Below are 24,193 nucleotides of genomic sequence, written 5' to 3' on the forward strand. Positions count from 1 at the left end.
CACGGGGAAGCGTCCTCGGGCGCAACTCCCCCCTTGCGTGCCTGGGGAGTCCTTTGGTCCTCTTGGGCCACCGCCGTATGCCCATGGAAACCGCCGCCGACAGCCGAGAGTACCGCGTGGTCTTCTTCTGCCCCGCGTCGAACGCCCGGCTCGAGCGGCTGGAGGTCCCGGTGCGCCGGCTCTTGTCGCGCATCCAGGCACCGCCGGCGGAGCTGGCCCCACTGAGTGAGGCCGGGGCGCTCACGGAGGCCGGGTGGCAGGTCTACCTGGTGCGTTCGCTGACGGAGCGCTCCGCGGCGCAGGCCATGGCGGCCTACGTCAGCGAGGCCACCTGCGCGCTGGCCGCGGAGGTGGACGCTGAGGTGCTGGGGCTCTACGTGGACGTATCCGGGGACTCCGCGCGCATCTGCCGGTGCGGCCCAGAGGACGGGCCGGAGACCTTCGCCGGGCGGAGGCAGGCCGCGCTCACCCGCACGTCCGAGTGGCTGGAGGTCGCCCCAGCGAGCCTGTCCGCCCTCTTCCAGTTGGATCCGCCGGACGCTGAATACGAGCCGGACGCGGACGACCGCTTTGTCGAGGAGAAGCTGCGTGAGGCGCGAGCCCTGATGGAGCGCTACCGCACCGCGGCGAAATGAGGTCGAGCACCCCGGAGGACCTGTCGGGCCGCTGTGAGCGGTGCTATCTGCCCACGGCCCTGTGCCTGTGCGCGGACGTGCCCGTCATCCCCACGCGCACGGAGCTGCTGATCATCCGGCACAACAAGGAGTCGCAGAAGAGCACCAACACGGCGCGCATCGCGGCGCTCGCCCTGCCCCGCTGCCACATCGTGTCCTATGGAGCGCCCGGAGCGCCCTTCGACGCGTCGGTGCTGGACACGCCGGACACGTGGCTCCTGTTCCCGGACGCACCGGAGGCGGAGGGTCCTCCCCCAAAGCGGCTCGTGGTCATCGATGGGAGTTGGGCGCAGGCACGACGCATGGTGCAGCGAGTCCCCGCCCTGCGCAGGCTGCCGGGCATGAGGCTACCGCCACCCGCGCCGGACACGCGCCGCCTGCGCAAGCCGCCACACCCGGATGGGATGTCCACGCTGGAGGCCATGGCCGGCGCGCTCGCGCGGCTGGAGGGCGAGGAGCTCGCGAAGCCGCTGCTCACCCTGCACGAGCTGATGATTGAGCGCGTGCTCGCGAGCCGCGGTCGGCTGGGCTGGGAGAACTACCTCTAGCGACCTACTGCAGGACCTTCTGCATCTCCGCCGCGAAGGGCACGGGCTCCAGGAAGCCCGTCACGCGCGGCTTCGTCAGCACGGTGCCATCCGGGTTCACGAAGGCCACCGTGGGCAGGCCCTCCACACCCAGCTGCTCCATCAGCGCGTCCAGGCGGTCCTCGCTGTTGGTCGCGTCGATCTTGATGGTGAGGAAGCGGCTGCCCTCGGCCTGGGTGATGACCTCCGAGGACGGATACGTCAGCCGGTCCAGCTCCTTGCAGGCCGCGCACCAGTCCGCGAAGAAGTCGATGAGCACCGGACGGCCTTCCTTCTTCGCCGCCGCGAGCACCTGCTCGAACTGGCTGGCGTCGAACGTCGCCTTCTTCGCCGGCATCACGTGGTGCCACTGCCACGACGGCGCCACCGGGCGCTCCTGGAGGCCCATGCGCACCCACAGCTCACCCGTGGGCCGCGCGTCCAGCGCACCGCCGCGCACCACCAGCGCGCCCACCACCAGCGCAACACCCAACGCCTTGAAGCCGAAGTCGCGCGCGCCCTCCTTGAACGAACGGTGCACCGCGCCCACCAGTACGCCCACCACCACCAGCACCGCGGCCAGCACCGCGCCGGGCACCTGGCCCACCTCGGCGCCCAGCGCCTTCACGGTGTCGCGCGCCCAGGGGAAGGCGTCCTTCACGTACGAGAACGCGAGCGCCACCAGCATGATGCCCAGCACGCTCTTCACCCACTCCATCCACACGCCACCGCGCGGCAGGCGCACGGTGAAGACGCCGATGAGGAAGAACGGCACGCCGATGCCCAGCGCGTAGATGAACAGCAGCGTCGCGCCCAGCGTCGTGTTGGCGGACTTCGCCACGAAGGCCAGGAGGCCCGTGAGCACCGGCCCCGTGCACGGCGCCGCCAGGAACCCGGACACGCTGCCCATCACGAACGCGCCCGCGATGCCCGCTCCGCCCACGTTGCTCAGCTTCGTCTGCATGGACGACGGCAGTGCCAGCTCGAACGCGCCGAACATCGACGAGGCCAGGAGCAGCAGGAACGCCGCCAGCCCCAGCACCACCACGGGACTGCCCAGCATGGAGCCGAAGGCCTGGCCCGTCTTCGCCGCCAGCACGCCCAGCGCGCTGAACACCACGCCCATGCCCACGATGTAGGACGTGGTCAGCGCCAGCGAGCGGCCCCGCGCCTCCGCCTTCCTCGCGCCGAACACCGACACGGTGATGGGGATGAGCGGGTACACGCACGGCGTCAGCGCGGTGAGCAGGCCGCCGGCGAACACCACCAGCGCGCCCCAGGCGAGGTTCCCCGACTCCAGGAACCGGGCCGCGTCCAGCCCGGCGCTCGGCCCCGTGGGCAACAGCCACGGCACCACCGCCACCGCCACTCCCGCCACCACCGCCGCCAGCGTCAGCTTCTTCGTGTCCATGCGTGCCTTACGCCTCCGCGCGTCCGGACCTTCGGAGGCTCCCTTCTATATGCGGAGGCCGGGGACGCGGCTACCCCGCCGGCATCTGCGCGGGGGCGGCAGGCACCTTCAGCCCCGCGGAGCGCGCCAGCCCCATCACGCCCTCCACGGCGGCGGCGATGTAGCCAAAGGGGTTCGCTCCATCCACCGCCGTCACGTGCACCTCGCCCATCCGCTGCTGGAAGGCGGCCGCCACCTGAGGCAGCTGCTGCGCTAACGTCAACTGGATGACCTCTGGACTCACCGAGTTCTCGATGTCACGCAGCGTCTGCGCGCGCTCCATCTCCAACCCCTGCTGCGAGCGGGTGCGCCGCAGCTCCAGCTCCGCGATGCCGGCCTCCGCCTCCGCGATGGACTGCTTCGCCAGCAGCACCTGGAGCCGGGCGGACAGCTGCTCGGCCTCCTGCCGGGCCACGGCGAGCTGAACTTCGTGACGCGCGGCCTCCGCTTCCTGCTGGCGGCGCATCCGCTCCAGCTCCACCTGGGCCTTGGCGGCCTCCGCCTCCTGCTCCCAGCGCAGCTCCTCCAGTTCACCCTGCGCGCGGTTGTACGCGAGCTGCCGTTCGCTGGTGAGCCGCGCCTCCTCCAGGCGTGCGTCCGTGGCCAGCGCCTCCAGCCGGGCCTGCTCCTTCAGCGCCTCCGTGCGCGTGCGGACCTCCTCCTGTGCGGTCAGCTTCGCGAGCGCCACTTCACGATCCACGGAGGTGCGCTCCTGCTGCTGCTGACGCGCCTGCTCCATCTTCGCCTGGGCCAGCCGCGCTTCCTGCGCGAGCTGCTCCATCTGCGCCTGCTCCTCCGTGGCCTGCGTGCGCTGGCGGACCTCCTCGCGCGCGGCGAGCTTCTGGAGGTTGAGCACGCGCTCGGCCTCCGTCTCCTCGCGCCGCACGAAGCGCTCCTTGGCCAGCTCCGCCTCGCGCGCCTGCCGCTCCTGCTCCCGGCGGAAGCGGGCCTGCATGTGTTCGAAGACGGAGGAGGACAGGACGCGCACGTCCTGGATTTCAATCGTGTCCAGCAGCACGCCCCAGCCCACGTCGGTGCGGTCCTCCAGCCGGCCCCGTCCGGAGAGCACGGGGGCAATCTCGCGCATCAGCTCCGCCGCGATGCCCTCCTTGCGCCGGGTGAGGCACTCCTCCACGGTGAGGTTCGCCACCAGCCGGCGCGCCGCGCCCACGAACATCTCCCCGAGCAGCTCCGCCAGCTTCTCCTGCGCGCGCTCCGGGTAGCTGAAGTTGAGCATCCGGAAGGCCACCAGCGGATCCGCGATGCGGTACACCGCCAGGCCCGTCACCGCCACGCCCACCTTCTCGCTCGTCACCTGATCCGCGGTGAACTGGAACCGCTGGATGCTGGTGGGCACGATGGCCACCGAGTCCCCCGGCAGCTTGAAGCAGCTGGCGCCCTGGCCGCTCACCTCGCGCACGCGCCCCCGGCGCATGTGGATGAGGAACTCGCTGGGCCGCGCGGTGATGAGCCCCCACTTCTTCACCTTGTCGGGGTCCTCCGCTGGCTTGCCCGCCCGCCAGCCGTCCACGTAGCGGGAGCGATCCAACCCTCCCTCCAGGCGGACCAGCGACGGCCGCCCCGTCCCGTCCTGCTGCGTGTCCTGGGCGTTGCTCCGGGCCTGCGTCTTCGCGTTGGCGCTCATGTCTGGCACCCTCCGCGCTGGCTCCAGTGCAGGCGCCCGGCCATGCCCCGGGGTGCCACGAAACGGGCACTTATGGGCGCGCGAAGCACCGTTTCGGATCACCCCGCTCCAACCCGGCGCGGCCGGAGTGCTCCATTCCGGAGGAGCGTTGAACCCGGCCGGCGCATCCCACGACCCGGTGCGTCGCGGACAGAGGCCCTGGACCCCATGTTCCCTTGACCCGAGGGGGGTCGATTTTATAATTGACCAGTCCGGTCCACATTCGTGTGGGCCCATGTAGACCCTGCCGCTGCGCGCGGACCCACCGCGTCGCCGGGGAGCGGAGGGGTGTTCCACCCTCCTGCGTCACTTCTTCCTGAGGACTTCATGCTGAGCCTGCCCATCTACATGGACAACCACGCGACCACCCCGCTCGATCCGCGGGTGCTGGAAGTGATGTTGCCCTACCTCCGCGAGGACTTCGGCAACGCGGCCAGCCGCAATCACGCGTTCGGCTGGAAGGCCGAGGCCGCGGTAGAGAAGGCGCGCCGGCAGGTGGCGGACCTCATTGGCGCGTCGGAGAAGGAGATCGTCTTCACCTCCGGCGCCACCGAGTCCGACAACCTGGCCATCAAGGGCGTCATCGAGTTCTACAAGTCCAAGGGCGACCACATCATCACCCTGAAGACGGAGCACAAGGCCGTCCTGGACACCTGCAAGCGCCTGGAGCGCGTGCGCCAGGAGCGCCTGGACGAGCTCAAGCTGCTGCGCCTGGGCCAGCTGGCCGAGCGCGACGTCACGCCGGAAGAGGTCCCGGAGCTGGCCGCGAAGCTCAACCTGGACGCGGACGACACGTACAAGAAGTGGGCGGAGATGCCCACGGGTGGCGCGCGCGTCACCTACCTGGACGTGGAGAAGGACGGCCGCGTGAGCCTGGAGAAGCTGGCCGCGGCGATGACGCCCAAGACGGTGCTCGTCTCTATCATGTTCGCCAACAACGAGATCGGCGTGGTCCAGCCGGTGGCGGAGATTGGCAAGCTGTGCCGTGAGAAGGGCGTCCTCTTCCACTGCGACGCGGTGCAGGGCGTGGGCAAGGTGCCTTTCGACGTGGAGAAGATGAACGTCGACCTGGCCTCCATCAGCGCGCACAAGATGTACGGCCCCAAGGGCGTGGGCGCCCTCTACGTGCGCCGCAAGCCGCGCGTGCGCATCGCGCCCATGGTGGACGGCGGCGGTCACGAGCGCGGCATGCGCAGCGGCACGTTGAACGTGGCGTCCATCGTCGGCTTCGGCGCGGCGGCGGAAGTGGCGAGGCAGGACCTGCCGGAAGAAGCGGCGCGCCTGTTCCGCCTGCGTGAGCGGCTGCGCACCGGCATCATGGAGCAGCTGGACATGGTAACGGTGAACGGCAGCATGGAGCACCGCATGCCGGGAAGCCTCAACATCTCCTTCTCCTACGTGGAGGGCGAGGCCCTGATGATGTCCATCAAGGACGTCGCGGTGTCGTCCGGCTCCGCGTGCACGTCCGCGTCGCTGGAGCCCTCCTACGTGCTGCGCGCCCTGGGGGTCGAAGAGGACATGGCGCACAGCTCCATCCGCTTCGGCCTGGGCCGCTTCAACACGGAGGAGGAGGTCGACTTCGTCATCCGCCTCGTGGTGGACAAAGTCCGCAAGTTGCGAGACATGAGCCCCTTGTACGAGATGGCCAAGGAAGGCATCGACCTCAAGAGCATCGAGTGGACCGCCCACTAGGCGCTCCCCTCCCCTCAAGATTTCCCGCCGGGCACGGAACCCCCCGCCCGCCCGGCCGCGCATCGGTTGCCCGGATGGCGCATCAGTTCAAGCGTTGTGTGAAGGAGCGTTAGACGCATGGCTTACAGCGAGAAGGTCATCGAGCACTACGAGAACCCCCGCAACGTGGGGACGCTCGACAAGAACGACCCGAACGTCGGCACCGGCCTCGTGGGCGCCCCCGCTTGCGGCGACGTGATGCGCCTCCAGCTGAAGATCAGCGACTCGGGCGTGATCGAGGACGCGCGGTTCAAGACCTTCGGCTGCGGCTCCGCCATCGCGTCCAGCTCGCTCGTCACCGAGTGGGTGAAGGGCAAGACGGTGGATCAGGCCATGACCATCTCCAACAAGGACGTGGCCCGGGAGCTGGCGCTGCCCCCGGTGAAGATCCACTGCTCCGTGCTGGCCGAGGACGCCATCAAGGCGGCCATCGAAGACTTCAAGAAGAAGCGCGCGTCGCGGCAGGCCTGATGCCCCTCGCGGTACCTCTTCCAGGATCGAGGACGACCCCATGAACGAGCAGGCCCAGACGACCCAGGCCCCTCAGACGCCTCCCAAGCCGGCCCCCAAGGGCATTGGCCTGGCGGACAGCGCGGTGGCGCGCCTCAAGCAGCTACTGGAAGAGCGCCAGACTCCGGACGCCGGCCTGCGCATCGCGGTGAAGGGCGGCGGGTGCTCCGGCCTCCAGTACTCCATGGAGTGGTCGGAGAAGTCCCGCGAGCGCGACAAGGTGTTCGAGCGCGACGGCGTGCGCGTCTTCGTGGACCCGAAGAGCTACCTGTACCTCATCGGCACGGAGCTGGTGTTCGAGCAGACGCTGATGGCGTCCGGCTTCAAGCTGAACAACCCCAACATCAAGGCCGCCTGCGGCTGCGGAGAGAGCTTCTCCGTCTAAAGCCTGAAGCGGCCTTCCCGCCCGCCCTGTCGGTCAGGGAGCGGGCAGCAGGGGTCCGGCCCGGTGCCGGGCCCCTTTTTCGTTTCCCCCATGAGGATGTGCGCACCGTGAGGACCCACTTCGACGTGTTCGGGCTGCCCCGCTCCCACGCCGTGGACGTGCCGGCCCTGGAGAAGCAGTACCGGGAGCTGTCGCTCCAACTGCATCCGGACCGCGTCGGACCCGGTGACGCGAAGGCGCGCCTGGCCGCCGTGGAGGGCACCACCGCCCTCAACGGGGCCTTCAAGACGCTGAAGGACCCGGTGCGCCGCGCCTTCTACCTGCTCAAGCTCCACGGCGTGGACCTGGACCGCGAGGACGCGGGCGCCCAGAAGGACATGCCCCTGGAGTTCCTGGAGGAGGTCATGGAGCTGCGCGAGGCGTTGGATGAAGCCATCGCGGCCAGGGACCTGCCCAAGGCCCAGGCCATGGCGAAGGACGTGGCGGGCCGCAAGGCGGCGGCGCTCCAGGAGGCCGTGGCGTCGCTCGGCACGCTGGAAGGCGCTGGGGATTCTCCGGACGGGGTGAGAAAGGCGTCGCACGCGCTGGGGCGGGTGCGCTACTTCACGCGCTTCCTCGAGCAGGTGGACGCGTTCGAGGAGGAGGTGCTCGCGTGAGCAACAACGGCTATCTGCAGATCCACGACCCGCTCAAGCCGAAGGGGCACGTGGTGGGCATCGACCTGGGGACCACCCACTCGCTGGTGGCGTCCGTGTCCCAGGGCAAGCCCCGGTGCGTTCCGGTGGACGACGGCGACTCGCTCTTGCTGCCCTCCGTCGTGCACTACGGTAGGGACGGCGGCGTGGTGGTGGGCGCCCGCGCGCGGAAGCTCGCGGCCGAGGCCCCCACGGACACCATCGTGTCGGTGAAGCGCTTCATGGGCCGCAGCCCGGACGACCCGGAGACGCGCAAGCTGGGCCACTACGACTTCGCCCCCGGCGCCAACGTGGTGCGCTTCAACGTGGCCGGTGGCCAGCCGGTGACGCCCATTGAAGTGTCGGGCGAAATCCTGCGCGCCCTGAAGCGCCGCGCGGAGGCGCACTTCTCCGGCAAGGTGGAGCAGGCCGTCATCACCGTGCCCGCCTACTTCGACGACGCCCAGCGCCAGGCCACCCGCGACGCGGGGAAGCTCGCGGGCCTGGAAGTGCTGCGCCTGCTCAACGAGCCCACCGCCGCCGCGCTGGCGTACGGCCTGGACAAGGGCAGCCAGGGGATGTTCGCCGTCTACGACCTGGGCGGCGGCACGTTCGACATCTCCATCCTCAAGCTGGAGGACGGCGTCTTCGAGGTGAAGTCCACCGGCGGTGACTCCGCGCTGGGCGGCGACGACTTCGACCGCGCCATCGCGCAGCACGTGCTCCAGAAGATGGGCGTCCAGGCCCCCACTCCCGCGCAGGTGGCGGAGCTGATGGTCGCCGCTCGAAAGGCGAAGGAGGCGCTCACCGACGCGGCGGAGGTCACGCTCAGCGTGGAGGGCCATTCGCAGCCGCTGTCCCGCGCGGACTTCGAGGCGTGGATCCAATCGCTCGTGGCGAAGACGGGCACGGTGTGCCGGCGGGCCCTGAAGGACGCGGGCGTGGCGGCGGGCGAGCTGGACGGCGTCATCCTGGTGGGCGGCTCCACGCGCGTGCCCGCGGTGCGCCGCTTCGTGGCGGAGCTGTTCGGCCGCGAGCCCCTGGGCGACATCGATCCGGATCAGGTCGTGGCGCTGGGCGCGGCGGTCCAGGCGAGCCTCCTCACCGACGGCGACCGTCAGGACGAGGTGCTGCTGCTGGACGTCATCCCCCTGTCGCTGGGTCTGGAGACGATGGGCGGCATCACGGAGAAGCTGATCCCTCGCAACTCCACCATCCCCACCGCGGCGGCGCAGGTGTTCACCACGTTCAAGGACGGCCAGACGGGCCTGGACGTGCACGTGGTGCAGGGCGAGCGCGAGCTGGTGCAGGACAACCGCAGCCTCGCGCGCTTCACGCTCTCCGGAATCCCCACCATGGCGGCCGGCATGGCCCGCGTGGAGGTGCGCTTCCAGGTGGACGCGGACGGCATCCTGTCCGTCACCGCCAAGGAGCAGAGCACCGGCGTGGCGCAGGCCATCACCGTGAAGCCCAGCCACGGACTCACGGAGGAGGAGATTGAGAAGATGCTCCTCGACTCCATCGACTTCGCGGAGGACGACATCCAGGCCCGCCAGCTGCGCGAGCAGCAGGTGGAGGCCGAGCGCGTCCTCTCCGAGGCCGACCGCCAGCTGCGCGAGAACGCGGCGCTGCTCCAGGCCGGCGAGCCGGAGGCCATCCAGGCCGCCATGGCCCGCGTGCGCGAAGCCGCGCAGGGCAAGGACTACATGGCCGTGAAGGAGGCCCTGCACGCGCTGGACGAGGCGTCCCGGGCCTTCATCGAACGGGTCATGAACCGCGCCATCACCCAGGTGGTGTCCGGCCATTCCGTGGAGGAGTACTGAGCCGTGCCCAAGGTCACCTTCAAGAGCCCCCTGGCCGAGGTCGCCGTGGACGTGCCCCAAGGCACCACCCTGCTGGACGCCGCGGAGAAGGGCGAGGCCCAGGTGGGCCACAGCTGCGGCGGCGTGTGCGGGTGCTCCACCTGCCATGTCTGGGTCCGCAAGGGGTTGGACTCGCTGAGCGAGCAGCGGGACGACGAGATGGACCGCCTGGACATGGGCTTCGACGTCCGTCCGTACTCCCGCCTGTCGTGTCAGACGGAGGTCGGCGGCGAGGACGTCACGGTGGAAATCACCGAGGAATCGCTGGTCGCCTTCATGGACGAGAACCCGGCCATCCGCCGGAAGCTCGAGTCCGAGGGCCGCTGGCCGCTGAAGAAGTAGCCTGAAAAAGGGTGTTGACCGGGCGGGGGAGGTTCTTTATACGTCTCGCCCATCACGGCGCCGCAAGGCACCGCGAGCCACCTGCCCAGGTGGTGGAATTGGTAGACACACTAGATTCAGGGTCTAGCGCCTGCAAGGGCATGGAGGTTCGAGTCCTCTCCTGGGCATGAAGTAATCGAAGGGCCCCGACCACAAGTCGGGGCCCTTTTTGTTTTCCGGCCCTGCCCTCTTCGCGCGGCTCAGGGCGGCGCGGGTTCCACCGCTTCATGCGCCACGTGGTGCGCGGCGGCGTTGGCCAGCCGGCCGCCCTTGCGCAGGTCGCGGATCCGCAGCTTGGAGCGGTGCACGCACCAGGCGCCCACGGCCACCTGGCTGATGACGGTGCCCAGGTGGGTGAGCGTGGCGAAGGCCGCCGCGTCCTCCGGGTTGGAGCCCAGCGCGCGCGCCGCCCAGCTGGTGACGAAGTAGTAGATGCCCATGCCCGCCGGGACGCCCGGCAGCGACTGCCCCAGGGAGATGGCGCCCAGCACGACGGCGCCCGCGAAGAGGCCCCCGGGGATGTGCACGCCGTGCAGCGCCAGGCCGTACGCCAGCGCGGAGGCGAACACCGGGAAGATGGAGAAGAAGAACACCTTCGTCATGCCCTTGAAGGAGCGCGCGGTGCCCAGCCCCTCGCCCACGTGATTCAGGAAGCTGTCCACGCGGGGCATGGTGTGACGCTGGTGCAGCCAGCGGCCCAGGGGCGCCGCCCAGTGGGCCAGCAGCACCACCAGCGCCACCAGGCCGATGCACAGCGACAGCGCCACGTGCAGCTCCGTCCGGAAGTGGGCCATGGTCTCGCCGAAGGGGCCCAGGAAGGACAGGGCCACCAGCAGCATCAGACAGGCGAACTCCATCAGCTTGCACACGCCCACGGAGCCCAGGCTCCGGATGAAGGCGATGTTGTGCGTGCGCGACAGGAGGAAGGAGCGCGTCACCTCCCCCAACTTTCCCGGCAGCGCGTTGTGCACGAACACGCCAATGCCCACCATCTGGAAGCGGTCCTTGAACGGGATGTGCTTGCGCAGCGTGGCCTGCCACTGCACCGCCCGCAGCGGAACCAGCGACGCCTGCAGGAGCATGAACGGCACCAGCCACACCAGGTGTCCCGGCAGGTCGCGGACGAACTTGTCCAGCGGGAAGCGCGGCGTCAGCAGGTCCCCGGATCCGCTCAGGTTCCACTTGAAGAACGCGGTGGATAGCAGGAGCAGGGACAGGACGAGTCCCACCACTCCGCCCAGCACCTTGAGCCACGTGCGTCCACTGGCGTTGGGAAGCCGCATGGTCCTCCCCTTCCTCGGTCTCAATGGAGAATCCGCGGTGAGCCGGTGTCCAGGTAGGCCTCCGCCAGGCGCTCGTGCAACCGCGCGCAGTGGCTCAGGCCAGACAGGTCCACCGGGCCGTTCGCGGGCCACATCACCAGGCTGTCGGACTCCACGCGCGTCAAGCCTCCGTGCGAGCCGAACTCCCACGCGAAGCCCACCGTGCCGCCCTTCTGCACGGCTTCACCGAAGAGGACCAGGTCCCCCGCGGTGTCCATGCGTGGCAGTCCCTGGAGGAAGTCCGCCACGGCGCGCTTGCTGTATTCGGTGGTGAGCGGCGCACGGTCCAGGTCCTCCAGGCTGTAGACGCCTCCGCCCATCACCACCACCGCCTCGGTGCCCCGGCGCATCGCCACCATGCCGATGTCCGGGTTGTGGGTGGCCCGCGCCAGCACCTCCGGATGCAGCGCCAGCAGCTCGCGCGCCTCCAGTGGCGCGGGACGGCCGCTCAGGTAGATGTGCGCGAAGTTACCGGCCTCCACCACCACCGGGATGAAGGGCTCGCGCGCGGCGGTGTCCGGGGCTGGAGGCTGGCGCCCATCCAGCAGGCCGCGGCGCACGTCCGCGCGCAGCTCGGGCACCTCGCCTTCGAAGAGGACGGCCTCCAGGCGCCGGCCCTGGCGCTGCTCCAGGGGCAGGCTGTCCACGTGGCCGTGATCCGACAGGAGGATGACGTCGTAGGGCTCCGGCGCGGCGCGGGCCACGGCGAACAGCTCCGCCAGTGACGCGTCGACACGGTGGAGCTCCTGCATCGCCAGCTCCGAGCGCGGACCGCGGCGGTGCGCCACTTCATCGTAGTTGCCGTACACCAGATAGATGAGCGGCACGCCGCGCACCATGTCCACCAGGGACTTGGTGTACGCGAAGCTCCAGCCCAACCGCTGGAGGAGGATGCGGCTCAGGAGGAAACCCTGCTCGTGGCGCCAGTCGTTGAGCTGGCGCGCCCATTGGCGCACCTCGCGCACGGCGTGCCAGGACTCCATGCCGAAGGAACGCAGGAAGTCCCACGCCCCCCTCGTGCGCGCCGAACCCAGGCCCTGCATCTCGTACGCGAACGAGCGCGCCATCAGCTTGAAGCTCGACAGCGTGCTCATGCACATGCGGTTCGTGGCGCCCGCGTGGAAGAGCGAGAAGTACGTGTGGCCGCCGTGGTCCAACAGGCTCGTGCGGCCGTGTCCGCGCAGGCGCGCGTCAATGGCCATCGCGTCGCCCGGGGTGTTCATCTGCACCTTGCGGCCGAGCGCCCGGTCGTACCAGCTGTAGCCCGGCAGGTTCGGATGCCGCAGCCCGTAGAGCAGCCCCGCCTGGAAGAACGGCGTGGACGTGGGCGCTCCCCAGAACGCGTTCTCCAAGTGATACGCGCCAGAGCGGACCAGCTGTGAAACAAAGGGCATGCGCCCCGTGACAATGGCCTCGTCGAGGAGCGCCTTGGGCACACCGTCCAGATGGACGAGAAGAGCGTTCCGAGGCCGACGCGCCGCCACGGGCGGAACTTTCGATCCAATCCTCCGGACGAGGGTATTCGCCCAATTTCGTGAATTCTCGCTGACGAGCTCGTTGAGACTTTCGCGCACGTTGACGGCTCCCCCATCCCCCAAGGCAAAATGGGCATTCAGGGGGACAGGAGCTTCCGAGGCCGCGCTGCTCTCTTGGAGAGCAGGCGGGCGGAAAGGGTCTCTGTCCCGGGCTGGAATCGATGCGCCCCCTCGGGGCTTCACGGGGTTTCGATGCTGGCTCCAGTCGTCTTCCTGTTCTTCATGCTGCTGTCACTGAGTGCCGTGGCGGCCAGCCGCACGGCGCCCGGGCTCTCGCCCGTGAAGCGAACGCCTACGATGGACGGCATCGCGCTGCCGCTCCTGTCCTTCAGCTCGGATCAGGGCTTCGGCTACGGCGCTGTCGGCGGCATGTACCTCTATGGCGACGGCAGCAAGGCGCCCTACGCGCATGCCCTGTCCGCGCAGGTGTTCTTCACCGCGCGCGGCGCCATGAATCATTACCTCCGTTACGACGGGCCGCAGTTGCTGGGGCCCCTGCGTTTGGAGGGCCGGCTGGAATACCGGCAGGAGAAGAGCAGCCCCTTCTTCGGCGCGGGCAACCTGTCCGCCCCGGACTTCCGGGGTGACGTGGACGACCAGCGGTACAACTACGACAAGGGCTCGCCGGGCCTCTGGGTGCGTCTGCGCGGGCGGCCGTTCGGTGAGAATCACCCGTTCCAGTCGTACGTGGGCTACGGCTGGCGCTACACGCGCGTGTCACCCTACGAGACGTCCATCCTGGCGCAGGAGCGGCCCATCGGCATCGAGGGCGGGCCCAGCGGGCAGCTGCTCGCGGGCGCGCTCTGGGACACGCGCGATGACGAGGCCGACCCGACGTCAGGCGGCGTGGAGGAGGTGGCGCTGCGCGTGTCGGGCCTGGCCACCTTCAGCCGCTACCAGTACGCGGGCGTGACGCTGAGCGAGCGCCGCTACATCCGCATCACCCCGCGGCTCGTCTTCGCGCAGCGGCTCACGCTGGACATGCTCTTCGGGGAGGTGCCGTTCTTCGAGTGGATGACCACGGGCGGCGTCAACGTGTCCGAGGGCATTGGCGGCATGAGCAGCGTGCGCGGCATCGAGCGCAACCGCTTCGCCGGCAACGTGAAGGCGTTCAGCAACTCCGAGCTGCGCTTCCAGGCGGCGCGGATGGGCTTCTTCGGACAGCCGCTGGCGCTGGGCGCGGTGGTGTTCCTGGACCTGGGCCGCGTGTGGCATCCGGGTGTGACGGACGGCAAGTGGCATGAGTGGCACCCGGGCATCGGCGGCGGCCTGCGCTTCTCGCGCCGCGCGGCCGTGGTGCGCATGGACTACGCGCGCTCCACCGAGACGGGCCGTCAGCGCTTCTACATCACGTTCGGTCACATGTTCTAACGGCGCACCCGGGCGCGCGCCGCGCTGATTTCAGGTGAGCGCGTCCACCCAGCCGCGAAGCCGCGCATCCGTCTGCGCTTCGCCGCGCACGCCCTGTTCCACGTCGAGCGTCAGCGTGAGGAAGCCGCGCGACTCCAGGCCCTCGCGCAGCGCTTCGCGCGCCTGTGCGTCCGGGGCGAAGAGGATGCAGCCGTCACCGCCGCCCGCGCCGGAGAGCTTGCCCGCGCAGTGGTAGGACGCGGCGATGGCGAGCACGCGGCGCATGCCTTCGGTCTCCAGCGGGCCCAGTTCCAGCAGCAGCGCGTGCTGGGCCTTCACGGCTTCGGAGAAGGCACGGAAGTCGCCGCCGCCCAGGCCGTCTTCAATCGTGTGGCCCAACGCGTCCGAGCGCTCCACGAAGGCCCTGCGCCCGGCGTCCGCGAGGCGGGCTTCCACCTGGCCGATGAGGAGCTTCGTGGACGCGCTCTCGCCGGTGAAGGCGTAGAGCATGGACACGCGCGGCACGGGCATGCGCCAGAGGTCCACTGGAGGGGACTCCGCGAGCGCGGCGTTGAAGCGGCCGGTGTTGGCCGCGTCCGCGAGCGCGGTGATGTCATAGCGACGGTAGCGCACGGCACCGCCAGCGAAGCTCGTGGCCACGTCACCGCCGCTGCCCTTGCCGCCCTGTCCCAGCGTGTGCGCGGTGAGGGCGAGCTTCAGGACGTCGAACTTCTCCTCCAGCACGAAGCGCGCGGCCTCCGCGGCGAGCACCGTCGCGGACGCGCTACCTCCGATGCCCAGCTTGTGACCGCCCGGGCCGAGCGCGCCCGGAGCCACCGCCACGTCGAAGCCCACGCTCGCGCGGCCGTGCGCGCGCAGGGCTTCATCCAGCGTACGGGCGACGAAGGAGAAGCCGGCGGGCACTTCGCGGTCCCACTTCACGCCTCGGGGCGTGGTGAGCCCCTGGAGCGTCCCCTCCTCCAGGCAGATGTGCACGCGCGAGTCCTGACGCCTGCGCACATATGCGGCCGTGCGCGGCGCCACGGCCGCGAGGCGCGACACGCCGCCCCACAGAACAGCGTACTCGCCAGAGATGAACAGCTTGCCCGGGGCGGAGAGCGCTCGGTCCATCAGAACAGGTGCTCGGTGAGCAGCGTCGCGTCACCACCGGGCACGCAGCGCACCACGTCCACGGCTCCGCAGGCGCGGGCCAGGGCCTCCGCCGCGACCTCGTGGGCCGCGGTCGTCAGCAGCACCGGGTTCGGCCCCGCGTCGAGCGTGAACCACACCGGCACGCCCTTCTTGCGCTGCTCGCGCAGGTGCTGGATGAGCCCCAGCGTCGCCGGGCTCAGGTAGGACAGCGGCGGATCCGCGGAGAGCGTCGTGCAGTGCATGCGCCACGCGTTGCGCTCGCACAGCTCGCCCAGCGCCTCCAGGTCCTTCTTCGCGATGAGTTCCCGGGCGCGGGGCACTTCGGCTTCCGCGTCCTTCACCCACGCCGGATAGTAGGGGCTCGTCTCCACCGTGTTCTTCATCCCGTCCCGCGACTTCACCTCTTTCTCGCCGCGGTCGAGGATGGCCACCACCATGCGCAGGTCCGACCATTGGCCCGCGTCGAAGCGCTGCACGGCGTAGCTGTCCTCGCCGTCCTCGCGCTCACCGCGCATCCACTCGCAGAAGCCGCCCTGCACGCTGCGGCACGCGGAGCCGCTGCCCCGCCTCGCCAGGATGCTGGACGCCCGCGTGTCCTGGGGCAGCCCCGCCGCCGCGCGCCCCGCCACCGCCAGCGCCGCGAAGCCCGCCGCGCTGCTGGCCAGGCCCGCCGCCATGGGGAAGTCCCCGCGCGACACCACCTTCGCGGGACCCAGGTCGCGCCCTGCCTGCACGCGCACCTCGTCCAACAGGCGCAGCACGCGGTCGCGCTCGCTGCCCTTGGCCACGTGGCCGTGCAGCTCCACCGTGTCCGACGGCGCGCCGAACTCCACCGTCGTCGTCACGTGGATGGGGGCCAGCGTCAACGACAGGCTGGACTGGTGCGGGAGGATGAGCGCCTCGTCGCGCTTTCCCCAGTACTTCACGAGCGCGATGTTGGGATGCGCCCGGACCGTTGCCTTCATGGAATGTCTCCCTGGACCCGCGGCCCCGCGAGCTGGCTCGCGAAGCAGCGCACGCCGTCACGCGTCAGTTGCGCGACCACGGGCTCCGGTTCGGGGAAGAGGCCGATGACCGCGCCACCGTCACCTCCCGCCCCGGTGAATTTGGCCCCCAGCGCGCCCAGCGAGCGCAGCCGGAACACCATGTCCTCCAACGCTGGTGACGACAGCCCCAGCGCGTTCAGGAGGCCCTGGTTGACGTTCATCGCGTCCCCCAGCCCCTCCAGGTCGCCCGCCTCCACCGTCTTCGCCGCCTCGGTGACGAGCCTCCCCACCTGACCGAAGAGCCGCTTGTAGCGCTCCGGCCACCGCGCCTGCCGCTCGCGCAGCGCCCCCACCGTCAGCTTCGTGGGACTGCGCGCGCCCGCCAGCGCCACCACCACCGACACTGGCCGCGGACTCTTCAACTCGCGCGCGCGGCCCGTGACACCCGCCGGCGACTGCACCCGCCGGTAGAGGATGAGCTTCTCCTCCGCGCTCGTGGTGTGGTCCACGCCCGACGGCGTGCCGTGGAACTCCTGCTCCATCTCCCACGCCAGCCGCGCCGTCGCCTTCGCCGTGGGCGCCTGCCCCGCCGCCTGTAGCAACACACGCGACGTGGCCACCGCCAGCGCCGCGGAGCTGCCCAGCCCCGCGGACAGCGGCAGCTGCGGCTCCAGCGTGACCTTCACCTTCGGCTCGCCCACGAGCTTCGCCGCGCGCGCGAAGGCCTTGCGCATCATCCGCTTCTGCGCCGCGTCCGCCGTCACCGGCACGTCCAGCACGCACGAGCGCGACGGCCCACCGCGCGCCACCACGCCGATGGTCAGGGGACCGGCGATGGCGGGGTAGCCGTACACCACGCTGTGCTCGCCCAGCAGGATGACCTTGCCAGCACCGAAGGCGACCAGGGGATTCATTGCGGAAGTCATGGCACCAGGCTCGCGAAGGGGGCGGGCGCCTTCATTCCGCGCACCGCCCTGCCCCGTCAAGCGCTCCCGCATCAAGGGAGCGCCCGGGGGCGGACGTCAGCCGTTGGTGAGGGTGGCGACGACGGGCGTCTCCGGCGGCAGGCTCGCGAGGATCTCCCGCGCCTTCTCCACCTTCACGTGCCCGGCCTTCACCAGCAGGTTGGCCACCTTCTCCACGTCCCCACCGCGCGCGCCCGCCGTGACGGCGACGCTGCGCGCGTGCATGGCCATGTGGCCCTTCTGGATGCCCACGGAGCCCAGGGCCCGCAGCGCCGCGAAGTTCTGCGCCAGGCCCACCGCCGCGAACACCATGGACAGCTCACGCACGCTGGTGGCGCGCATCAGCTTGAGCGCCACCTGCGCGCCCGGGTGGATCTTGATGGGGCCACCCACCAGGCCCAGCGCCAGCGGCAGCTCGATGCGGCCCACCAGGTGCCCCTCTTCCAGGTACCAGGTGGACAGCGGGCGGTACTGCCCCTTGCGGCACGCGAACGCGTGGGCACCGGCCTCGATGGAGCGCCAGTCCTGCCCCGTGGCGATGGCCACCGCGTCGATGCCGTTCATCACGCCCTTGTTGTGCGTGGCGGCGCGGTACGGGTCGGCTTCCGCGAAGCGGCTCGCCTGCGCGATGCCCTCGGCGATGACCTCTCCCGGCAGGCCGAAGTCCGCCAGCAGAGGCAGCGGGATGCGGCACGTGGCGCGCGCGAGCCGCTTGTCCGCCAGGTTCGACAGGATGCGCAGGTACACCCGGCCGCCGGTCAGCTGCTCGATCAGCGGCGCCACGCCCTCCGCCATGGTGTTGATGAGGTTCGCCCCCATCGCCTCCTGCGCGTCGATGAGCAGGTGGACGATGAGCAGCGGCTCGCCGCGCGGTCCTTCCGGCGCGGGCAGCAGGCGCACCTCCACGTCCTTCGCGCCACCGCCGCGGGCCACCATGGCCGGGTGGAAGCTGTTCGCCAGGGCGAGGATTTCATCCTTCGCATCCAGGATCTTCTCGGACGCGATGCCAGGGTCGCCGTAGTTGGAGACCTGCACCTGGCCGATCATCATCGACGCGTCGGCCTCCGCGATGAAGCCGCCCGACTCGCGGACGATCTTCGACGCGAACGACACCGCCGCCACGACGGACGGCTCCTCCACGGCCATGGGCACCAGGTAGTCGCGCCCGTTGACGTTGAGGTTGAGGCCCAGGCCCAGCGGCAGGGAGAACGTGCCCACCGCGTTTTCGATCATCTGGTTGGCGATGGACAGGTCCAGGCCGTTCTCACCGCGCAGCTGGTCCAGCTCCGCCTCGGTCAGCCGGAACATCTGGCCAATGCGCGCCAGGCGCTCCTCCAGGGGCAGCTTGTGGAATCCGGCGAGCCGGGACGTCACGGTGTCAGACATGTTCTTCCTTCCCAACCTGGGATCCACCCGGCATCACAATGCCGCCAACCAATCCTTCAACGCGCCGGTCACCACGCGAGGCCGCTGCCGCAGCTGAGCGACGGAGCGGCTACCCGTCAGCACCAGTGCCTGCCGCAGGCTCGTGAGGATGACCTTCAGCGCCTCCTCCGCGGCCGGCAGCCCGCCCTGCTGCTGCGCCCGGAACAGCGGCAGCGCCATGCCCGCCAGGTCCGCGCCCAACGCGAGCACCTTCGCGGACTCCAGCCCGCCGCGCACACCGCCGCTGGCCACGAGCCGGACCTCAGGCCCCACCGCCTTGCGCACGCTGGCGATGGCCGCCGCGGTGGGGATGCCCCAGCCGCTGAACTCCGCACCCACCTGCGCCTGCGAGCCCACCGCGCGAAGCTGCTCCACGCGCACCCACGACGTGCCGCCCAGCCCGGAGACGTCCACGTTGCGCACGCCCAGCTCCACCAGGCGCCGCGCCACGTCCGGGCCGATGCCGCACCCGGTCTCCTTCACCATCAGCCGGTCGCCCATCGCGCGCGCCAGCTCCTCCACCACGCGGTAGCCGCCGCGGAAGTCGCGGTCGCCTTCCGGCTGCGTCAGCTCCTGGCCCGCGTTGAGGTGCAGCGCCATGCCGTCCGCGCCAATGGCGTCCATCAACCGCCGCACGCCATCCACGCCCAACCCGATGGCCTGGTACAGCCCGATGTTGCCCAGGAGCGCCACCGTGGGCGCCACGTCGCGCACCGCGTACGACGCCGCGCGCGCGCTGTCCTCCGCCATGGCGCGCTGGCTGCCCACGCCGAAGGCCAGGCCGTGCCGCTCCGCGAGCAGCGCCAGGTCCCGGTTCACCGCGCCCGCGCGGTCCGTGCCACCCGTCATTCCGGTGACGAGGAGCGGGGCCTGGAGGCGCTTGCCCAGGAACGGCGTGGACAGGTCCACATCCTCCACCGCCATCTCCGGCATGGCGCAGTGGATGAGGTGCACGCACTCCAACAGCGTGGAGTTCTGTGCCGGTTCCACATCGCCGGTCGCGCACAGGTCGAGGTGGGCATCCTTCCGCTTGGCTGTCGTCTCGTCGCCCATGTCGCTGAAAGCCACCCGCGCTGTCGCTGCAAAAAACCTGTAAGCCTGGAAGGTCGTTAGGTTCCTACCAAGCGCCAGGGCCGAGGTGCAAGCCAAAGGGCCCCGCCGGTCGCGCTCCGGGTGTGAATGGACGCGCTGTCTTCTGGACGGTATGAGCCACCGCGTGAGCACGCCGGACAACAGGGTCATCGTCTTCCTGCACAGTGGCGAATATGACCGTGTGCACCAGGGTCTCGCCATCGCGGCGGCGGCGACCGCGGCCGGGCGGCGGGTCGAGGTGTACCTGTTCTGGTGGGCCCTGGAGCGCTTCCTGTTGGACAGGTTGGACGAACCGGATTTCGCCGGACGCGAGGACGTGGCGGACCGCTTCGAGGCGCGCGGCATGCCCACCGTGCGCACGCTCCTGGAGCATGTGCGCGAGTCCGGGTTGGGCATGGTGGCGGGCTGCACGGGCTCGCTCGGTGCCCTGGGGAGCGAGTCGAAGGCGGGCGACAGTGGCATTGACGTCTGGCTCGGGTGGAGCGCCATCCTCCAGCGTACGGCCGGCGTGACGGATCGTTTCTATCTTTGAAGACGGCTCTACCTTTGGGACGGGCGGCAGCCGGGGCCATGGGCCTCCGGGGTAGCCTGGACCCGTTACGTTGACGCCTCCCTGCTCCTGCTTACGTTTCGTGTGGCCCCCATGGCGGGGCGAAAGGCACGGAACGAGGAACATGGCGCAGCGTGACCCCCACATGACAACCCGAGGACCGGCCGCACCGGCGCTCAAGGGCAGCGGGTGGCACCGGCTGGGCAACGCATTGAAGACGACCGTCCTGCTGGCGGGCTTGACGGCCCTGGTGCTCGTCATCGGCCAGCGGCTGGGCGGCGCGCAGGGGCTGATGATGGCGGGCCTCTTCGCGGTGGTGATGAACTTCGGCTCGTACTGGTTCAGCGACCGCATCGCGCTGGCCATCCACGGCGCGCAGCCGCTGTCCTACGAGCAGGCCCCGTGGCTGCATGAGATGGTGGAGCGGCTGGCCGCGCGCGCGGGCATGCCGAAGCCGAAGGTCTACCTGCTCCCCACCGCGCAGCCGAACGCGTTCGCCACGGGCCGCAACCCGAGCCACGCGGCCGTCGCGGTGACGGCGGGCATCATGGACATCCTGGACCGGCGCGAGCTGGAGGGCGTGCTGGCGCACGAGATTGGCCACGTGCGTAACCGGGACACGCTCATCGGCACGGTGGCGGCGACGCTCGCGGGCATCATCAGCTACGCGGCGCAGATGCTCTTCTGGTTCGGCGGCAGCATGCTCAGCCGCGGCGACGACGACAGGGACGGTGGCGTGGCCGGGGCGCTGTCCAACCTGGGCCTGCTGCTGGTGGCGCCCATCGCGGCCACGCTGCTGCAACTGGCGGTGAGCCGCTCGCGCGAGTACGGCGCGGACGCCACGGGCGCGGAGTTGTGCGGCGACCCGGATGCGCTGGCGAGCGCGCTCTTGAAGATGGAGCGCGGCGCGGAGGCCATGCCGTATGACCGGGCCCCCGCGACGTCGCACCTGTTCATCGTCAACCCGCTGCACCACGGCGGGGTGATGTCGCTGTTCTCCACGCACCCGCCCATCCCGGAGCGCGTGCGCCGGCTGCGCGAGATGAGCGCGCGGATGGGCCAGGGCACTCGCGGCCGTGGCGGCTGGGAGTACGCGTACTGACAGGCTCCCGGCCGTTCTTCATGCCGACCGGGCCAGCGCCACCGCGTCTGGCCCGGCGGGGAAGCGGAGCGTCCCGGACGTGTCGTTCGCGGCACGCCAGATGGCCTCGGCCACGTCGGACTCGCGCGTCACCGCGGAGGGCTGTCCCAGCGAGGCGAAGATGCGCTGGGCGAAGGGCGCGTACGCTTCGGGGAACAGCCCCTCCATCCGAGGGGTGCCGTTGCTCGTGAAGCGGGTGCCCGGGCAATAGCCCGGCTCGACGAGCTTCACGCGCAGGTTGAAGTCCGCGAGTTCGAAGGCGAGCGACTCCGTGAACCCTTCGATGGCCACCTTGCTCGCGGTGTAGACGGCCACCAGCGGCATGGGAGCCAGGGTCGCGCTGGAGGTCACGTTCACGATGACTCCCGACCTGCGTGCGCGAAGCCGTGGCAACACCGCCTGCGTCATCGCCATGACGCCGAAGACGTTGGTCTCGAACACCTCGCGCACCGTGGCCATCGGCGTGGCCTCGAAGGCGCCCATGAGCCCGATGCCCGCGTTGTTGACGAGCACGTCGATGGGCCCGCTCGCCTCCAGCGCGGCGGCGATGCTCTCGGGCTTCGTCACGTCGAGCGGCACCACGCGCAGCCGGTCCGATGCAGGGAGCACATCCTCACGCGGCGTTCGCATGGTGGCGACCACGTTCCAGCCCTGGGCGTGGAAGTGGCGAGCCGTCTCGAGTCCATAACCGGAAGAACACCCCGTGATGAGCACCGTCTTCATGCCGTCTCCTTTGGCCGCGATTCGCGCGGCGTTGATGTTCTGAAGGTACCGGCGACAATCAGGACGCTCCACTACGCGGAGTCCGCATTTCTTTTGCTAGCGTCCGGGCATGACCGACCCCCTTTCGGAAGTCATCGCGCTGCTTCAGCCCAGGGCCATCTTCTCGAAGGGCATCAGCGGAGCGGGCGCATGGGGAGTTCGTTACTCGGACTTCGGTCAGCCCAGCTTCTGTGCCGTGCTCGAAGGGAGCTGCCGACTGGCCATCGACGGGCATCCGGCCGTCACGCTCGAGGGGGGCGACTTCGTGCTGCTGCCGGCGACGCCGGGCTTCACCATCTCTGGCTTCGAGCCGGTGACTGCCGAACGTGTCGACCCCAAGGTGGCCCCTTCCCCTACCGGGGAGGTGCGTCACGGTCGGCGTGGTGGCCGCCCGGATGTGCGACTGCTTGGGGGCTATTTCGTCTTCGACTCGCCTGACGCGGCCCTGATGGTGTCGCTGCTCCCAATCCTGGTGCACGTGCGCGGCGTGGAGCGGCTGTCCACGCTGGTCCAGCTCGTCCGCGACGAAACGAGCGAACAGCGCTCGGGGCGCGAACTCGTGCTCACGCGGCTCGTGGAGTTGCTGCTCATCGAAGCGCTGCGGTCCACGCCGAGCGGCGACACACCTCCGGGGCTCCTCCGCGGACTGGCGGATGCGCGGCTCGCGCCCGCGATCCGGCAGATGCACCGCCACCTCACGCGTCCATGGACCGTGGCGCAGCTCGCGAAGAGCGCGGCGCTCTCGCGCACGGTGTTCTTCGAGCGCTTCACGCGCACCGTGGGTTTGCCCCCGATGGAGTACCTGCTGGACTGGCGGATGGCCGTCGCCAGGGGACTGCTTCGCGGCCAGGAGCTCTCCATCACGGAGGTGGCCGAGCGCGTTGGCTACAGCTCGGCGAGCACCTTCACCGCGGCGTTCAGCAAGCGCGTGGGCCAGCCTCCCGGACGCTTCGCTCGCGCGAGCGGACACCGTTGACGGCGGGCTATTCCACCGATGGATCCGGGAGCGGACCGAAGGACTCCACCGGATGCTCCAGCATCTCGCGCAGCGTGTTGGCGATGACGCCCGCGTGGTAGCCGTCGAGGAAGCGGTGGTCGAAGGACGCGTTGATGTTCATCACGTGTCCGGGCACCACCCTCCCCTCCTCCACCACCGCCACCTCGCGCACCGCGCCGGGCGCGAGGAAGATGGGCACGCGGGTGAAGGGCGCGAGCGGCAGATACGCCGTGTCCAGCCCCAGCTCGCCCACGTCCACCACCACCGCGGCACCGAACGGATCCCTGGGCAGGCCGAGCCACGATGGATCCAGGTTCAACGTGTACGTGAGGAACGACACGAGCCCGGTGAAGCGGTGCAGCAACAGGTGCGGCACGCGCTTGAGCAGACTCCGGCCCTGCTCCACCTGCGCGTCCCGGCCCTCGCGCACGCGCGCCGCGGTGGACGCCACCTCCAGCGCCAGCTCATGCACGGACTTCTGGTCCACGCCCTCGATGCGCACGGGCGTGAGGCCGCGTTGATCCGCACCTGGCAGCACCGCGCATACGGTGATCCGCTGACGCAGGTAGATGCGCTGGTAGCGCAGGAGCGCGTTGGCGTCCGGGCAGCGGCGCAGCGCTTCACCCATGGCCTTGAGGACCAGGTGGGTCGCGGTGAGCCGCACGCCGGTGCGCTGGTGGAAGGCATCCATCCAGGCGAGCGCCGCGTCCATGCGCACGGTCAACGTGCCGTAGACCGTGGGGTCATACGCGGTCGCCCAGCTACCGATGGCGAGCTTGCGGAAGCTCGACACGTCCCGCTTCGGCTTCAGCTCCAGGTGCGCCATGGGGCCCGAGCGTGCCCCAGGATGGCGCTGACGGGGGAGCCGGAATGCAGGCGGGCGCCACGGCTCGGCCGGCGCGTCGGGTGGGGCCCGCCGGGTTGCCTGCCAGTGAAGCCTTGACGCGCCATGTCCCAGCGGTAGGCTGCCCCGCTTTTTGCATCCTTCTGTGGAGGTCG

General features: G+C 70.1%; 23 protein-coding genes and 1 tRNA gene. 13 read left to right on the forward strand and 11 right to left on the reverse strand.

All coding sequences use genetic code 11. The features are described from left to right. Nucleotides 1-83: 83 nt before the first annotated feature. Both D7V77_RS09610 and D7V77_RS09615 read left to right on the forward strand, forming a co-directional pair. Nucleotides 84-635: a hypothetical protein gene (locus D7V77_RS09610; protein ID WP_014395291.1), complete on the forward strand. Its 552-nt coding sequence runs from the start codon at nucleotides 84-86 to the stop codon at nucleotides 633-635. Continuing rightward, nucleotides 632-1,222 (forward strand): tRNA-uridine aminocarboxypropyltransferase, encoded by a 591-nt coding sequence (locus D7V77_RS09615; RefSeq protein WP_120564061.1) that lies wholly within the window; start codon nucleotides 632-634, stop codon nucleotides 1,220-1,222. Before D7V77_RS09610 ends, D7V77_RS09615 begins: the two co-directional genes overlap by 4 nt. Nucleotides 1,223-1,226: 4 nt before the next feature. On the opposite strand, the gene D7V77_RS09620 is transcribed toward D7V77_RS09615, so the two are convergent. Continuing rightward, nucleotides 1,227-2,651 (reverse strand): protein-disulfide reductase DsbD, encoded by a 1,425-nt coding sequence (locus tag D7V77_RS09620; protein ID WP_120575971.1) that lies wholly within the window; start codon nucleotides 2,649-2,651, stop codon nucleotides 1,227-1,229. 70 nt (nucleotides 2,652-2,721) lie between these two features. Then, nucleotides 2,722-4,335, reverse strand: a complete 1,614-nt coding sequence (locus D7V77_RS09625) for an SPFH domain-containing protein (protein ID WP_120575972.1) — start codon at nucleotides 4,333-4,335, stop codon at nucleotides 2,722-2,724. A 369-nt stretch (nucleotides 4,336-4,704) separates the two neighbouring features. Between D7V77_RS09625 and D7V77_RS09630 the strand changes: the two genes are divergently transcribed. The 7 genes from D7V77_RS09630 (at nucleotide 4,705) to D7V77_RS09660 (ending at nucleotide 10,045) form a co-directional block, all read left to right on the forward strand. Beyond that, nucleotides 4,705-6,066 (forward strand): IscS subfamily cysteine desulfurase, encoded by a 1,362-nt coding sequence (locus D7V77_RS09630; RefSeq protein WP_233596782.1) that lies wholly within the window; start codon nucleotides 4,705-4,707, stop codon nucleotides 6,064-6,066. A 117-nt stretch (nucleotides 6,067-6,183) separates the two neighbouring features. After that, complete coding sequence (gene iscU, locus D7V77_RS09635) at nucleotides 6,184-6,576, forward strand: Fe-S cluster assembly scaffold IscU (protein ID WP_120553652.1); 393 nt, start codon at nucleotides 6,184-6,186, stop codon at nucleotides 6,574-6,576. A 40-nt stretch (nucleotides 6,577-6,616) separates the two neighbouring features. After that, nucleotides 6,617-7,000, forward strand: a complete 384-nt coding sequence (locus D7V77_RS09640; protein ID WP_120575974.1) for an iron-sulfur cluster assembly accessory protein — start codon at nucleotides 6,617-6,619, stop codon at nucleotides 6,998-7,000. 107 nt (nucleotides 7,001-7,107) lie between these two features. Next, nucleotides 7,108-7,656, forward strand: coding sequence for a Fe-S protein assembly co-chaperone HscB (hscB, locus tag D7V77_RS09645; protein ID WP_120576000.1), 549 nt, complete (start codon nucleotides 7,108-7,110; stop codon nucleotides 7,654-7,656). Continuing rightward, nucleotides 7,653-9,497, forward strand: a complete 1,845-nt coding sequence (gene hscA, locus D7V77_RS09650; protein ID WP_120575975.1) for a Fe-S protein assembly chaperone HscA — start codon at nucleotides 7,653-7,655, stop codon at nucleotides 9,495-9,497. Before hscB ends, hscA begins: the two co-directional genes overlap by 4 nt. Nucleotides 9,498-9,500: 3 nt before the next feature. Then, nucleotides 9,501-9,878: a 2Fe-2S iron-sulfur cluster-binding protein gene (locus tag D7V77_RS09655; RefSeq protein WP_120575976.1), complete on the forward strand. Its 378-nt coding sequence runs from the start codon at nucleotides 9,501-9,503 to the stop codon at nucleotides 9,876-9,878. An 83-nt stretch (nucleotides 9,879-9,961) separates the two neighbouring features. Further along, nucleotides 9,962-10,045, forward strand: a tRNA-Leu gene (locus tag D7V77_RS09660). Nucleotides 10,046-10,117: 72 nt separating this feature from the next. Here the strand turns inward: D7V77_RS09660 and D7V77_RS09665 are convergent. Further along, nucleotides 10,118-11,200 (reverse strand): lysylphosphatidylglycerol synthase transmembrane domain-containing protein, encoded by a 1,083-nt coding sequence (locus D7V77_RS09665; RefSeq protein ID WP_120575977.1) that lies wholly within the window; start codon nucleotides 11,198-11,200, stop codon nucleotides 10,118-10,120. A 20-nt stretch (nucleotides 11,201-11,220) separates the two neighbouring features. Beyond that, nucleotides 11,221-12,813 carry an alkaline phosphatase family protein gene (locus tag D7V77_RS09670; protein ID WP_120576001.1) on the reverse strand — a complete coding sequence of 531 codons (1,593 nt, stop codon included), beginning with the start codon at nucleotides 12,811-12,813 and terminating at the stop codon, nucleotides 11,221-11,223. 153 nt (nucleotides 12,814-12,966) lie between these two features. Between D7V77_RS09670 and D7V77_RS09675 the strand changes: the two genes are divergently transcribed. After that, nucleotides 12,967-14,145: a BamA/TamA family outer membrane protein gene (locus D7V77_RS09675; protein ID WP_120575978.1), complete on the forward strand. Its 1,179-nt coding sequence runs from the start codon at nucleotides 12,967-12,969 to the stop codon at nucleotides 14,143-14,145. Nucleotides 14,146-14,175: 30 nt separating this feature from the next. Here the strand turns inward: D7V77_RS09675 and D7V77_RS09680 are convergent, their stop codons facing one another. From D7V77_RS09680 to fni, 5 genes are all read right to left on the reverse strand, one after another. Then, a complete protein-coding gene (locus D7V77_RS09680; RefSeq protein ID WP_120575979.1) occupies nucleotides 14,176-15,255 on the reverse strand; it encodes a mevalonate kinase in 1,080 nt (359 codons plus the stop codon). Beyond that, nucleotides 15,255-16,241: a diphosphomevalonate decarboxylase gene (gene mvaD, locus D7V77_RS09685; protein WP_120575980.1), complete on the reverse strand. Its 987-nt coding sequence runs from the start codon at nucleotides 16,239-16,241 to the stop codon at nucleotides 15,255-15,257. Before mvaD ends, D7V77_RS09680 begins: the two co-directional genes overlap by 1 nt. Then, the gene (gene mvk, locus D7V77_RS09690; protein WP_120575981.1) at nucleotides 16,238-17,176 is read right to left on the reverse strand and encodes a mevalonate kinase; all 939 of its coding nucleotides are present in this window, start codon (nucleotides 17,174-17,176) and stop codon (nucleotides 16,238-16,240) included. The genes mvaD and mvk overlap by 4 nt, the downstream gene beginning before the upstream one ends. Nucleotides 17,177-17,284: 108 nt before the next feature. Beyond that, the gene (locus D7V77_RS09695) at nucleotides 17,285-18,613 is read right to left on the reverse strand and encodes a hydroxymethylglutaryl-CoA reductase, degradative (protein ID WP_120575982.1); all 1,329 of its coding nucleotides are present in this window, start codon (nucleotides 18,611-18,613) and stop codon (nucleotides 17,285-17,287) included. 33 nt (nucleotides 18,614-18,646) lie between these two features. Continuing rightward, the gene (gene fni, locus D7V77_RS09700; protein WP_120575983.1) at nucleotides 18,647-19,705 is read right to left on the reverse strand and encodes a type 2 isopentenyl-diphosphate Delta-isomerase; all 1,059 of its coding nucleotides are present in this window, start codon (nucleotides 19,703-19,705) and stop codon (nucleotides 18,647-18,649) included. Between the two features lie 163 nt (nucleotides 19,706-19,868). On the opposite strand from fni, the gene D7V77_RS09705 reads away from it, so the two are divergent. Beyond that, complete coding sequence (locus tag D7V77_RS09705; protein ID WP_233596781.1) at nucleotides 19,869-20,276, forward strand: hypothetical protein; 408 nt, start codon at nucleotides 19,869-19,871, stop codon at nucleotides 20,274-20,276. Nucleotides 20,277-20,439: 163 nt separating this feature from the next. After that, nucleotides 20,440-21,396: a zinc metalloprotease HtpX gene (locus tag D7V77_RS09710; protein ID WP_199733759.1), complete on the forward strand. Its 957-nt coding sequence runs from the start codon at nucleotides 20,440-20,442 to the stop codon at nucleotides 21,394-21,396. Nucleotides 21,397-21,414: 18 nt separating this feature from the next. Here the strand turns inward: D7V77_RS09710 and D7V77_RS09715 are convergent, their stop codons facing one another. Then, nucleotides 21,415-22,158 carry an SDR family oxidoreductase gene (locus tag D7V77_RS09715; RefSeq protein WP_120575986.1) on the reverse strand — a complete coding sequence of 248 codons (744 nt, stop codon included), beginning with the start codon at nucleotides 22,156-22,158 and terminating at the stop codon, nucleotides 21,415-21,417. Between the two features lie 109 nt (nucleotides 22,159-22,267). Between D7V77_RS09715 and D7V77_RS09720 the strand changes: the two genes are divergently transcribed. Beyond that, on the forward strand, nucleotides 22,268-23,173 hold the full coding sequence (locus D7V77_RS09720; protein WP_120575987.1) for an AraC family transcriptional regulator: 906 nt from the start codon (nucleotides 22,268-22,270) through the stop codon (nucleotides 23,171-23,173). Between the two features lie 7 nt (nucleotides 23,174-23,180). On the opposite strand, the gene D7V77_RS09725 is transcribed toward D7V77_RS09720, so the two are convergent. Beyond that, nucleotides 23,181-24,020 carry a 2-oxo acid dehydrogenase subunit E2 gene (locus D7V77_RS09725; protein ID WP_120575988.1) on the reverse strand — a complete coding sequence of 280 codons (840 nt, stop codon included), beginning with the start codon at nucleotides 24,018-24,020 and terminating at the stop codon, nucleotides 23,181-23,183. Nucleotides 24,021-24,193: the final 173 nt, after the last annotated feature.

The sequence above is a fragment of the Corallococcus sp. CA041A genome (assembly GCF_003612075.1).
In the GTDB taxonomy this organism is placed as follows: Bacteria; Myxococcota; Myxococcia; order Myxococcales; family Myxococcaceae; genus Corallococcus; species Corallococcus exiguus.